General features: G+C 62.3%; 13 protein-coding genes. 11 read left to right on the top strand and 2 right to left on the bottom strand.

All coding sequences use genetic code 11. From position 1 onward, the window contains the following. From GD606_RS02890 to GD606_RS02925, 8 genes are all read left to right on the top strand, one after another. Complete coding sequence (locus GD606_RS02890; RefSeq protein ID WP_163301287.1) at positions 1–423, top strand: DUF1634 domain-containing protein; 423 nt, start codon at positions 1–3, stop codon at positions 421–423. Between the two features lie 31 nt (positions 424–454). Continuing rightward, positions 455–1,705, top strand: a complete 1,251-nt coding sequence (locus GD606_RS02895; RefSeq protein ID WP_163301288.1) for a sigma 54-interacting transcriptional regulator — start codon at positions 455–457, stop codon at positions 1,703–1,705. 34 nt (positions 1,706–1,739) lie between these two features. Next, positions 1,740–2,096 (top strand): NifB/NifX family molybdenum-iron cluster-binding protein, encoded by a 357-nt coding sequence (locus GD606_RS02900; RefSeq protein ID WP_163301289.1) that lies wholly within the window; start codon positions 1,740–1,742, stop codon positions 2,094–2,096. Continuing rightward, positions 2,089–3,810 carry a sensor histidine kinase gene (locus GD606_RS02905; RefSeq protein WP_246298938.1) on the top strand — a complete coding sequence of 574 codons (1,722 nt, stop codon included), beginning with the start codon at positions 2,089–2,091 and terminating at the stop codon, positions 3,808–3,810. Before GD606_RS02900 ends, GD606_RS02905 begins: the two co-directional genes overlap by 8 nt. Further along, positions 3,810–4,187, top strand: coding sequence for a response regulator (locus tag GD606_RS02910; protein ID WP_163301290.1), 378 nt, complete (start codon positions 3,810–3,812; stop codon positions 4,185–4,187). The genes GD606_RS02905 and GD606_RS02910 overlap by 1 nt, the downstream gene beginning before the upstream one ends. 2 nt (positions 4,188–4,189) lie before the next feature. Further along, positions 4,190–4,894 carry a hypothetical protein gene (locus tag GD606_RS02915; protein ID WP_163301291.1) on the top strand — a complete coding sequence of 235 codons (705 nt, stop codon included), beginning with the start codon at positions 4,190–4,192 and terminating at the stop codon, positions 4,892–4,894. A gap of 160 nt (positions 4,895–5,054) precedes the next feature. Beyond that, positions 5,055–5,507 carry a response regulator gene (locus GD606_RS02920; RefSeq protein ID WP_163301292.1) on the top strand — a complete coding sequence of 151 codons (453 nt, stop codon included), beginning with the start codon at positions 5,055–5,057 and terminating at the stop codon, positions 5,505–5,507. A 113-nt stretch (positions 5,508–5,620) separates the two neighbouring features. Further along, on the top strand, positions 5,621–6,790 hold the full coding sequence (locus GD606_RS02925; RefSeq protein WP_246298939.1) for a sensor histidine kinase: 1,170 nt from the start codon (positions 5,621–5,623) through the stop codon (positions 6,788–6,790). 44 nt (positions 6,791–6,834) lie between these two features. Here GD606_RS02925 and GD606_RS02930 read toward each other — a convergent pair whose 3' ends face one another. Next, positions 6,835–7,263 carry an iron-sulfur cluster assembly scaffold protein gene (locus tag GD606_RS02930; protein ID WP_163301293.1) on the bottom strand — a complete coding sequence of 143 codons (429 nt, stop codon included), beginning with the start codon at positions 7,261–7,263 and terminating at the stop codon, positions 6,835–6,837. Beyond that, on the bottom strand, positions 7,260–7,559 hold the full coding sequence (locus GD606_RS02935; protein ID WP_163301294.1) for a 4Fe-4S binding protein: 300 nt from the start codon (positions 7,557–7,559) through the stop codon (positions 7,260–7,262). The genes GD606_RS02930 and GD606_RS02935 overlap by 4 nt, the downstream gene beginning before the upstream one ends. A gap of 280 nt (positions 7,560–7,839) precedes the next feature. Between GD606_RS02935 and GD606_RS02940 the strand changes: the two genes are divergently transcribed. From GD606_RS02940 to GD606_RS20290, 3 genes are all read left to right on the top strand, one after another. Continuing rightward, on the top strand, positions 7,840–8,181 hold the full coding sequence (locus tag GD606_RS02940) for a hypothetical protein (protein WP_163301295.1): 342 nt from the start codon (positions 7,840–7,842) through the stop codon (positions 8,179–8,181). Positions 8,182–9,039: 858 nt separating this feature from the next. Next, positions 9,040–12,084 carry an FAD-dependent oxidoreductase gene (locus GD606_RS02945; protein WP_163301296.1) on the top strand — a complete coding sequence of 1,015 codons (3,045 nt, stop codon included), beginning with the start codon at positions 9,040–9,042 and terminating at the stop codon, positions 12,082–12,084. A gap of 135 nt (positions 12,085–12,219) precedes the next feature. After that, positions 12,220–12,657, top strand: a complete 438-nt coding sequence (locus GD606_RS20290) for a hydrogenase iron-sulfur subunit (RefSeq protein ID WP_163301297.1) — start codon at positions 12,220–12,222, stop codon at positions 12,655–12,657. Positions 12,658–12,672: the final 15 nt, after the last annotated feature.

Genomic DNA, 12,672 nt, shown 5'->3' on the forward strand with positions numbered 1-12,672 from the left:
ATGACGTCCACGAAATACGACACGACTCCCAAAGAGCAGGTTCTCTACGCCAATATGCTGTTTTACGGCTGCTGGTCGGGGCTTGCGCTGATGATCGTCACCTATCTGGTCTATGCCTTCGGCATTCTGGAACCCCATGTCCCCATGGAGGTGGTGACCCGTGTGTGGTTCCATCCGGTACAGGAATACCTGACTGCTGGGCAGGTGCCCGTGGGATGGGGCTGGGCTGCCCTTCTCAACAAGGGCGATTTCATTAATTTTCTGGGCATCGTCTTGCTGGCGGGCATGACACTGGTGTGCTACGTTCCTCTTATCGTGGCATATTTGAAGAAAAAAGATATCCTGTTCGCCATGATCGCCATAGCCGAAATCCTGGTCCTGGCCTTCGCGGCCTCGGGTGTTGTTGGCGGCGGCGCGCACTAGCGACGGCGCGACATTGGAAAGGAACACAACCGTGGAGAACTCCGTGCGCACCGCACCATGCCCACCCACCGCGCTTGCGACGGATCTCGCCCGACTCTCGGAGATTCTGGGGGGGCTGCCCATCGGCATCGCCGCGCTGGACCCGGACTGCCGCATCGTGTTCATGAACAAGGCCCTGGAAGATCTGACCGGCTTTACCAGCCACGAGGCCGCCGGGATCCCTTGTCATCATGTTTTGCGTTGCGGCCTGCATCTGCGCGGCGTCCGGCAGGTTGAAACGCCCGGGCGCGGCGATGAGCCGGTCAAGGGCAGGGAGACGGACATCATCGACCGTCATCGCCACAAACTGCCCGTCCGGGTCACCCGCATCGATGTCCGGGATGAGCAAGGCGTAGCGTTCATGTTCCTTGAGGCCTACGAAGACCTGGCGCCGTTGCGGGACATGGAGCGGCGGCTCAAGGACGCCTCCGGGGCCGGGGAACTGATCAGCCGGGGCGAGGCCATGGAGCGCATCAAGAAGGTGCTCCCGGCCATCGCCCAATCCGACTCCCCGGTCCTGGTCACCGGCGAGACCGGCACCGGCAAGGATCTGTCGGCCCAGGTCATCCACAAGGCCTCACCGCGCGCGCGTGGTCCCTTCGTGCGGGTCAACCTGGGCCCCATGCCCGAGCATCTGTTGGAGATCGAACTGTACGGCCGGGTGGCCGAGGAGGGGGAGGCCGTTCCGGGCTGTTTTCAGCGGGCCAACGGCGGTACCCTGTACCTGTCGGAACTCGCCGATCTGCCTGCCGCCCATCAGGCCGGACTGGTGCGCGTTCTGGACGACCAGACCATCATCCCGGCCGGTTCGGACAAGGGCGTGCGGGTGAACGTCCGGCTGATCGCCGCCACCCACAAGGATCCCGAGGAGTTGGTGCGCGCCGGGGTGTTGCGCGAGGATCTGTTCCATCGCCTGGGCGCCGTCCGGGTGCATCTGCCGCCGCTGCGGGACCGGGGCGAGGATGTCGAGTTTCTTTTGACCCATTTTCTGTCCCGTTTCGCCGCCCGTTTCAAAAAGGACATCAAGGGCTTTTCTCCGCGCGCCATACGGATTTTGCGCAGCCACTGCTTTCCGGGAAATGTGCGGGAACTCAAAAACATCGTGGAATATGCCGCCATGATATGCCAAAAGGACATGATCCTTCCGGCGCATCTGCCGGGGCATATCCTGGCCGCCCTCAAAGCCGACCAGTCCCCTGCATCGGGGCGGCCGGGAGACAACCGGGGACGGAAGCGTTCGTAATCCGTCAACCGCGACCCATTGGAAAGGCATGAGCATGCGCACCAAAAAGATCCTGATTCCCCTGTTCCGGGACGAGGTGGCCCCCAGGTTCGACCTGGCGGGCGAGGCGCTGATCGTGGCCGTGTCCGAAGATGGGACAGTGGAGGGACGGCAAAACCTGGTTCTTCCCAACGCCTCGGCCGACGACCTGTGCGATCTGGTGCTGTCCCGGGACATCGACACGGTGATCTGCGGCGGCATCGAAGAGGAATACTACCATTATCTGCGCTGGAAGCGTGTGGACGTGCTGGATGCCGTGGCGGGCACGGCCGAGGCCGCGTTGACGCGATTTCTGGCCGGAAGGCTCAAGTCCGGGGATATGCTCTTTGCGGGCGGTGACGGTCGTGTTTAAGACCATTTTCCGCCACTCGTTCAAGGATCTGCACGGCAGCGAGGACATCCTGTCCCCGGAACGCTACATGAGCCTGCGGCGCAAGATCGTGGGGCTTATGGCCGTGGTCTCCGTAGTCCCGCTTTTGCTCATGGCCGCCATCAACTACTATGAATACCGGGCGGCCCTAGGCCGGGAAATCCAAAATCCATTGCGCATCCTGGTGTCCAAGACCAAGAATTCGTTTGAGCTTTTTTTGGCCGAGCGCACCTCCACGGTGAGCTTCATCGCCTCGGCCTATCCCTTCGAGGAACTGGCCCAGGAAAAAAACCTCAAGCATATCTTCCGGGTTATGACCCAGGTCTTTGACGGCTTTGTGGACCTTGGGCTGCTCGATGAGAACGGCGTCCAGGTGAGCTATGCCGGGCCCTATTCCCTGGCCGGGAAAAACTACGCCGAACAGAGTTGGTTCAACCAGGTCATGATCCGGGGCACCTACATCAGCGACGTGTTCATGGGCTACCGGAATTTCCCGCACATGGTCATCGCCGTGCGCCATATGGATGAAAACGGTAAAAAGTGGGTGGTCCGGGCTACCATCGACACCACCCGGTTCGACCGGCTGATTGCGGCCATGAGCCTTGAGCCCGACAGCGACGCGTTTTTGCTCAACAAGGAGGGCATCCTCCAGACCAATTCCAATTATTACGGCAAGGTGCTCGAACGTCTGCCCATGGCCATGCCCCCCCAGGGCTACGAGGCCCGGCTGGTGGAAACCCAGGACCACAACGGCGAAGACATCTACCTGGCCTATTCCTATTTTCCGGAGACGGATTTCGTGCTCATGGCCGTCAAACCCCGGGGATCGGCGCTCAAGACCTGGTACATGGTCAAGGGCGACCTGCTGTTCATCTTCGTGCTCGGGGTCATGGCCATCTTCCTGGTGGTCTACAAGATGACCGACCTGCTCATCCAGCGCATGCGCGAGAGCGAGGAGCGCCGGGAACTGGCCTTCCGGCAGGTGGAGCATGCCCAGAAACTGTCCTCCATCGGGCGTCTCGCCGCAGGCGTGGCCCACGAGATCAACAACCCCCTGGCGGCCATCAACGAGAAGGCCGGGCTCATGAAGGATCTTCTCGGCCTGCGTCCGGATTTCCCGGATCGGGACAAGTTCATCACCCTGGCCGACGCCATCCTCAAAAGCATCCGGCGCTGCCGGGACATCACCCACCGCATGCTCGGCTTCGCCCGGCGCATGGACGTCAGCTATGAAGAACTGGATATCAATGAGGTCTTGACCGACACCTTGAGCTTCCTGGACCAGGAGGCCAAACACCGGGGGGTGACCATCGTGCGGGAGCTCGACGAATCCCTGCCGCGCATCATGTCCGACCGGGGCCAACTCCAGCAGGTGTTCCTGAACATCTTGAACAATGCCCTGGCCGCTGTGCCCGACGACGGGAACATCGAGGTCAAGACCGGCGAGACCACCCCGGATTCCCTGGTCATCAGTTTTCAGGACAATGGCTGCGGCATGTCCCAGGACACCCTCGAACACGTCTTCGAACCCTTTTTCACCACCAAGAAGGGCACCGGCACGGGCCTTGGCCTGTCCATCACCTACGGCATCATCAAGAAACTTGGCGGCGACATCGCGGTCACGAGCAAACAAGGCGAGGGAACCCTTTTCACCATATACCTGCCAAAAAAGGCCAGGAAGGAAGCGGCAAGCTGATGGAGAGAAAAGACTGGAACGTGCTTTTGGTGGACGACGAACGCGAGTTCGTGACCACCCTTTCGGAGCGCCTGGGGCTGCGGGGCATCGCCTCCAGGGTGGTTTTCGACGGCGAGAGCGCCCTGCGGGAGGTGGCCGAGAACCCGCCGCACCTGGTGATCCTCGACGTGATGCTGCCGGGCATGCGGGGGCTTGAGGTGTTGCGCGGCATTCGGGCCGGTTTTCCCAACGTCAAGGTGATCCTTTTGACCGGCCACGGCACCACCAAAAACGGCATTGAGGGCATGAAGCTGGGGGCCTTCGATTACATGATCAAGCCGTTGGACATCGACGTGCTGATTGAAAAAATGACCGAAGCCGCAGGCGGCAGGCGGTGAACATGAACGCCTCCGGGGAGAACAAAAAGCAGGCCGTGCGTGAGGCCGCATTCATGGGGGCGGTGACCGCCTCCATCACCCATGAGATGCAAAACGTCCTGGCCATCATCCAGCAGTCCGCCGGGCTCATGGGCGACCTGTTGCACCTAAGCCGCGTGGACTCCCTCAAGTCATTGGGGTTTCGCAAGGGGTTTCAGCATCACGACAAGTTTTCGACCCTGATTGCGGCCATGAACGAACAGGTGGAGCGGGGATCGAATTTAAGCGACGGCCTGAACCGTCTGGCCCATGTGCCGGACAGCCCGGCGGAGACGACGGATCTGAAAAGCGCCACGGGACTTCTGTTTTCGCTTATCGGGCGCATCGCCCGAAAAAGGCGGATCGAATTCGTTCTCGAGCCCGGAGAGGAGCGCCTCCCGCTCAAGGCCCAGTGTCCCCCCATGCAGGCCTTGATGGCCCTCTATGGTGTGGCCCAGGCCCTGATCGAGGCCCTGTCCGGCTGCATGGTCCGGGTCGCCGTGGGCACGGCGGAGAGCGGGCTCGTTGTGGATTTCCTCTTGCCCGAGGGCGGCGCGGGTTCCCCACCCGTGGTCCTTCCCGAGTCTTTTGACGGCGGGGAGGGGGCGGGGAGGCCTGTTGCGACAACCCAGGCGGATAGGATCAGGCTGGTTTTTCCCCCATGCCCGGCTGACGCGGCAGGGGGCTGAGGATAGGCGCATCCGAGGGGGACCATCCCCTTGGCGACTCGATACGGCGGATTGAGGCGCGCATGCGACGTACCCACGCAAACGAAATGGTTCGGCGGGCATCCCCCGGACCAGAGACTTTCCCCCCAGGGGGGGCCGAAACACGAGGAAGGAGAAGCAAATGAAAAAGATCAAGCTGCTTTTGGTGGACGACGAGGAGAACTTCGTCAACACCCTGGCCGAACGCATGAAGATGCGCGATGTGCCCTCCAAGGTGGTTTTCAGCGGCGAAGAGGCCCTGGAGGCGGTCAAGGTCGAGGCCCCCGACGTCATGGTCCTGGATTTGCGCATGCCCGGCATCGACGGCATGGACGTCCTGCGCAAGGTCCGCAAGTGCCACCCGCATGTCCAGGTCATCATTCTGACCGGCCACGGCACGGATCTGGATGAGGAAGAGGCCAGGAAGCTCGGCGCCTTCCACTACCACAAAAAGCCCATCGACATCGACGAGCTTTTGAGCACCGTCAAAAAGGCCTACCGGGAAAAGATCGAGGACGCCATGGTGGCGGCCACCTTCGCCCAGGCCGGCGAGTTCGGCGAGGCCCAGAAGATCCTGGACGAGGACGGAAAATAGCATTGCCGTGATTGCGGCAGGCCTGTGCAGGGTCTGCGGCATAGGCCCGGGGCGCTGGACGTGGCCACATGGCGTGGCGCATGGCCGCCACGTCGGCGTCCCGGAGTAGGTGGGTGGAGACGGAAATGCCGGAGCGGGTGCTGTTGGTGGACGACGAGGTCGATTTTGCGGACCTGTTGGCCGAGCGGCTGACCGCCAGGGGGCTTTCCGTCCTGGTGGCCCACGACGGCGAGGAGGCCTTGCGCGTGTTGGCCGGGGAGTCCGGTGACGCCGCATCCGGGCCGGGCGAGGTGGACGTGGCCGTGCTCGACGTCAACCTGCCCGGGAAAAGCGGCCTGGACGTTTTGCGCGAGATCAAGGCCGAAAGGCCCCATGTGGAGGCCATCATGCTCACGGGGGCCACCGAGGTGGGCACGGCCGTCACCGGCATGAAGCTCGGGGCCGTGGACTATCTGCTCAAACCCGTGGATGTGGAGGTGTTGGTGGCGGCCATCCGCCAGGCCGGCGCCCGGCGGGCCGAGAAGATGGCGGGCCTGCGCATGATCGAGACGGTCAAGCTGGCCGCCGTGGGGAGCCTGGCCGAGGGCGTGGCCCATGAGATCAACAACCCGGTGAACATCATGTTCCATGAAGCGGGGTGGATGGAAGACCTCCTGCACGACGCGGACATCCCCGACGCGAAGCTGCTCGGGGAACTGCACACCTCCATCACCCGCATCCTGTCCCAGGGGCGGCGTTGCCGGGGCATCACGGCCAAACTCTTAAGCCTTGGCGGACGCATCGATCCGCGTCCCCAGAAGATTCGTCCGGACAAACTGGCCGGAGCCGCCGTCAAGGCTGTCCGTGGCCGGGCCAAGACGCTGTCGGTGCGCGTCACAACGGACTTCTCCCGGGACATCCCCGAGCTTTTCGTCCCTCCGGCCCATCTGGAGCAGGTTTTTTCCCATTTGGTGGACAACGCCCTGGACGCCATGGACGGCGCCTCCGAACGGGAGAAGGTGCTGGCCCTCAAAGGATGGCGGGAAGGGGAGACAGTGGTCTTCACCGTGTCCGACTCGGGAATCGGCATTGCCGCAGCCAACATGGCGCGTATTTTCGATCCCTTTTTTTCCACCAAGGAGGTGGGCAAGGGCTCGGGCCTGGGGCTGTCCATCTGCCGGGGCATCCTGACCGCCCTGGGCGGCGATATCCATGTGGAAAGCCAACTCGGCGAGGGCACCACGGTCACCGTGACCCTGCCGCTGACCCCCCTGCGCCCCGACGCCGCCTTCGTCTCGCACTGAGTCCCCGGGTTCCCTGAAGGATATCCCTGGGGGCGCCCCCATGATCACCCATGCCGGGACTGGTAGTCCGCGACGGCCATTTTCACGGCCTTGGCCGCGATGCGCGCGCTTTTGTGCTTGTCCTTGGGCAGTCCGTCCAAAAGCGTGAGGATATCCCCCGGTTCAATGCCCGCCGCCTGGTCCGGGGACTTGCCCAGGGCCAGTTCCACGGCCGCGTCGGCGCAGACGACGCTTGAGGCGCAGCCGTCTGCGGAAAACAAGGCCTCGCTGATGCAGCCGTCCGCGACGCGCAGGAAAAGGGTGATGGTGTCGTCGCAGGCCCCGGATACCGTGGCCGTGCCCGACGGGTCGAACATGATCCCCATGTGGCGCGGGGCCTTCCACCGGGCCACCACGGCCTCCCCGAAATAGGTCACGGCGTCGGCGTCGCACATGGCCTGGAGTTCCTTTGCCAGCCGGTCGACATCGCTCATGGACACACTCCGGACATGGCCAAGGCCTGATTGACGTAGCCTCGCAGGTCGGCGGTGGACAGGCCGGGAATGAATATGGCCTCCTTGGGGCAGGCGCCCTGGCAGGCCCCGCACCCGCTGCACAATTCCGGGGTCAGGCGGATGATCCTGGCGTTTAAGCGTCTGGGGTTGATGGCCACTTCGAGACAGTTGCGGGGGCAGACGTCCACGCAGATGGCGCAGCCGTCGCACACCTCTTTGCGGATGGCCGCCTTGGGTTCTTTGCGGGGAAACGTGGTCTCGTTTATGATGTGCACGGTATCGCCTCCGTCTTTTTTTTGCGGCGTGTCGTCGCCTCGTTTCAGGCTGTTCGATATCCTTCCCCCCCGGCGTTTGGCAACGCGAAATCGTTCGGCCCCTTCATCCCGGGCGGACCGTTTGAAGCCGCGTCACGACCGTGCGGAGATATCCCGCTCCCATGGCCTCGCGCCCACCCGTCGGTCGAGCCTCTTGCCGAAGGGCAGCCCAGGGATTACCTTCGGGAAAATTTTCCCTGGTGTCGGCGCCGGGGACAACACCACGGCATTGGAGACGGATATGGACTGCAACGAGACGCTTCAGGAACTCTTCGACGCCTGTCCCTGGCAGGCGAAAACCTTTGGCGAATTGCCCAAAGACCCGGGAAGCATCCGCTATTTGTGGCGGGCCGAGGACGCCGGCTTCGCCTCGCTTTTTTTCAAGTCCGGCCTTTTGACCGAGGAGACCTCGGCCATCCGGCGTTCGCTGTACCTGGGACGGGAACCGGGGGGGAGCTGGGCGCTGTGCGTGGCGGAACGCACCCGGGAGGACTTCGATCCCAAAGAGGTGGGGCGGGGAATCACGGCGCTGATGGATATGGGCAATATCCGGGATGCCCTGGGCAGGGCCAAGGCCAACTGATCCGGCGCGTCCGGGGGCGTGCTTCCCATGATCCCCGGGAGTTTTCTGATCGGTCATATGCAAGAAAGGGCAAGGGCCCCTGATGCCGGGGTCTGATGGAAGCGGACCACCCTTGGCTGCGATTTTCCCGTGATGGCGCAACTGGTGTCACGACCGGCGGCCGTCCATGCGACATGCATGGACGGCCGTTTTGCGTGATGTGGACGGCCTGGGGCCTCCAGGGAGAGGCGGGAGGCGCGAGGGATTTCGTAATGACGGTTTTGCGCGATGTGGCATGAAATTTAAATACGTAGCACGATAAGGTGTTGCAGTACACATCGACAAAAACAGATACATGCCGCAGTCTCTTATTGAAAATCCCCGTTGACCCGTTTGTTGATTTCATCTATCTTCTCAATACTTATGTATAAATTGCATCGATAGGGGCAATCGGAAAAGATGATGTGAAGAATTTCACCTGTCCATGGGCAGACGCCACGGCCAGGTGGAGAGGATGGGTGAAACCCATCCCAGGCCCGGATGGATCATGGTTTCCGGAAGCCCTGAGCAGGGGCGGCCTGTGGATGGGAGTCGTTTACGCAACCGGCGTGCGACGGCAGGACTACCGCACCTGCCGGATGGAGAGGGTGCTGTTGAGGGCTGTGCCTGTCGACAGTTTCAAATCCACAGAAAACAAGATGGTCGAGGCTTTATCCACACCATGTCCAACGCCGATTTTTGTCGGGAGGACGGGCGAGGGGTGGAGTTCGGTCGAAATGCAGTTGGTTCTTCGGGGCCGCGAGAAGAGACGGTCGGTAACGGTGAACAGGGCTTTCCCGGAAGACGGGGCGGCTCAACCCAAAGCGAAAGGGGGTTTCAATGTCGGCGAAAAAACTCGGTTCGGTCATGGTCGTTGGCGGCGGCATCGCAGGCATGCAGACCGCGCTCGACCTGGCCGATTCCGGCTACTACGTCTATCTGGTCGAGAAAAAAGCGGGCATCGGTGGGGTGATGGCTCAGCTTGACAAGACGTTCCCCACGAACGATTGCGCAATGTGAATTATCTCCCCCAAGTTGGTCGAGTGCGGTCGGCACTTGAATATCGAGTTGATGACGCTTTCCGAGGTGGTGGCGGTCGAGGGTGAGCAGGGCGATTTCACCGTGAAGGTGAAACAGCATCCGCGCTACATCGACATGGACAAGTGTATCGCCTGCGGCCTGTGCGCCGAGAAATGCCCCAAAAAGGTGGGCAACGAGTACAACGAAGGGCTGGACAAGCGCAAAGCGGCCTACATCCTGTACGGCCAGGCCGTGCCGCTCAAGTACGCCATTGACGCCGAGAACTGTATTTACATCCAGAAGGGCAAATGCCGCGCCTGCGAAAAGTACTGTCCCACCGGCGCGGTGAATTTCGACCAGAAAGAGACCATCATCGACGTCAACGTCGGTTCGGTCATCCTGGCCCCGGGATTCAAACCCTTCGATCCCACCGTCTTCGACACCTATGACTATGCCCACATCACGGATGTGGTCACCAGTCTCGAATACGAACGGCTGCTGTCCGCCTCCGGGCCGTGCATGGGCCATCTGGTGCGGCCGTCGGACCACACCGAGCCCAAGCGGATCGCGTGGCTCCAGTGTGTCGGATCGCGCGGCATCAACAAGTGCGACAACGGGTTCTGCTCCAGCGTCTGCTGCATGTACGCCATCAAGCAGGCCATCGTGACTAAGGAGCACACCACCGGCGACGTGGAACAGACCGTCTACTACATGGACATCCGTTCCCACGGCAAGGATTTCGAGAAATACTATGTGGATGCCGAGAAAAAAGGCATCAACTTCGTGCGCGCCCGTCCCCATTCCTTCCTCCCCGGCCCGGACGGCAAGGGTGTGAAAACGCGCTGGGTGGACGAGCAGGGCGTCGAGCACAACGACGAATACGACATGGTGGTGCTGTCCATCGGCCTTGAGGCCCCGGCCGACGCCAAGGCCCTGGCCGAAACCGCCGACATCCGCCTGGACAAGTACCGTTTCGCGGAGTGCGACAGCTTCGCGCCGGTGGCCGCCAGCCGGGACGGCATCTACGTGGCCGGTTGCTTCCAGTCCCCCAAGGACATCCCCCAGTCCGTGACCGAGGCCTCCTCGGCGGCGGCCTGCGCGGCCATCACCCTGGCTGAGAGCCGGGGCGCCCTGACCAAGGAAAAGATCTATCCCCCCGAGAAGAACGTGGCCGCCGACGCCCCGCGCATCGGCGTGTTCGTGTGCTCCTGCGGCATCAACATCGCCGGGGTGGTCAAGGTCGACGAGGTTGTGGAATACGCCAAGACCCTGCCCGGCGTGGTCTTCGTGGAAAACAACCTGTTCACCTGCTCCTCGGACACCCAGGTGCTCATCGCCGAGAAGATCAAGGAGCATGCCTTAAACCGCATCGTGGTCGCGGCCTGTACCCCCCGCACCCACGAGCCCCTGTTCAAGGACACCCTGCGCGAGGCCGGGATCAACGAATACCTGATCGAGATGGCCAACATCCGCAACCAGAACAGCTGGGTGCATGGCGGCGAGCCCGAGAAGGCCACCGCCAAGGCCAAGGACCAGGTGCGCATCGCCGTGGCCAAGGCCGGGCTTCTGGCCCCCCTGGAATACCTCTCGGTCAACGTGGTCCAAAAGGCCCTGGTCATCGGCGGCGGACTGTCCGGCATGACGGCGGCCCTGGGCATCGCGGACATGGGCTACGAGACCGTGCTGCTGGAAAAGAGCAACATCCTGGGCGGCAACGCCCTTCGGCTCAACAAGACCTGGAAGGGCGAAGAGATCAAGCCCAGGGTCGCGGCGCTGGTCAAACGGGTGGAAAGCCATCCCAAGATCAAGGTGCTCACGAACGCCATGCTCAAGACCGCAGTCGGGTCCGTGGGCAACTTCGTCAGCGAGATCGAGGTCGGCGGCGAAACCCTGGCCGTCAACTACGGCGTGGGCGTGGTGGCCACCGGCGGTTCCGAATACAAACCCACGGAATACCTCTACGGCCACGACGACCGGGTCAAGACGCATCTGGAATTCGACGCCTTCCTGGATGTCAGCGCAAGCGAGGCCAAGGCGGCCCAGAATGTGGTGTTCATCCAGTGCGTGGGCTCGCGCGAACCCGGCCGTCCCTATTGCAGCCGGGTGTGCTGCACCCATTCGGTGGAGTCGGCCATTGAGCTCAAAAAGCTCAACCCCGACATGAACGTCTTCATCTTCAACCGCGACATCCGCACCTACGGGCTGCGCGAGGATCTCTACACCGAGGCCAGGCGTCTGGGCGTGATCTTCGTGCGCTACGAGGTGGAGAAAAAGCCTCAGATCATAAAAGACGGCGACGCCCTGTACGTGGTGGGCGACGACCCCATCCTGGGCAAGACCTTGAAGATCAAGGCCGACTACCTGGTCCTGGCCTCGGCCATCGTGCCCAACCAGACCAAGGAACTCGTGGAGCTCTACAAGTGCTCCGTGGGCGCGGACGGCTTTTTGACCGAGGCCCATCCCAAGCTCCGGCCCGTGGACATGTCCGTGGATGGACTCTTCCTGGCCGGGCTGTGCCACTATCCCAAGCCCGTGGACGAGGCCGTGGCCCAGGCCCAGGCGGCCGTGAGCCGGGCCGGGGTCATCCTGGCCAAGTCGGTCATGCCCCTTGATTCCATCAAGAGCATGGTCACGGACAAGTGCGACGGCTGCGCCCTGTGCGTGGACACCTGCCCCTACAAGGCCATCTCGCTTACGGTCTATGTGGAGAACGGTCGCGAGCACAAGCGCATCAGTACGGACAAGGCCCTGTGCAAGGGCTGCGGCATCTGCATGGCCACCTGTCCCAAGCAGGGCGTCGATGTGGGCGGCTTCACCATGAACCAGCTCAAGGCCCAGGTCGAGAGCATTCTGATGGGCGTCTAACGCTTACGCGGCATGATACGGAGGCGGTTGCGACCATGTGCAGCGACCGTCTCCGGGATGAATACACCATCATCATGCTGCGGGCGGGGCGACCATATGCGCCCGCCGCCGCATGAGGAAAAAGGAGAGGCAACCATGGCTGACACCTATGAGCCGGTCATCATCGGCTTTCTCTGCAACTGGTGCGCCTATGCGGGGGGCGATCTGGCCGGGGTTTCCCGGTTGCAGTACCCCACGAACATGCGCGCCATCCGGGTCATGTGTTCCGGAATGGTCCATCCCAATCTGATCGTTGACGCCCTGCGCAAAGGCGCGGACGGCGTCATCGTCATGGGCTGACACCTCGGGGAATGCCATTACCTGGACGGTAATAACAAAGCGTTGGCTAGGGCTGAAGGCGCCAAGGTCGTGTTGGAAGATCTGGGCATCGATCCGGAGCGTTTCGCCATCGAGTGGGTCTCGTCGGCCGAAGCGCCCCGGTTTGCCGAGGTGGTGACCGCCTTCACGGACAAGATCAGGTCTCTCGGACCCAATCCGCTCAAGAAAAAAACGGCCGCCTGTGCGTGCGCCTAAGTCCGGGAGGAAACC

Origin of the sequence: Desulfolutivibrio sulfodismutans DSM 3696 (assembly GCF_013376455.1) — a bacterium.
Lineage (GTDB): Bacteria > Desulfobacterota > Desulfovibrionia > Desulfovibrionales > Desulfovibrionaceae > Desulfolutivibrio > Desulfolutivibrio sulfodismutans.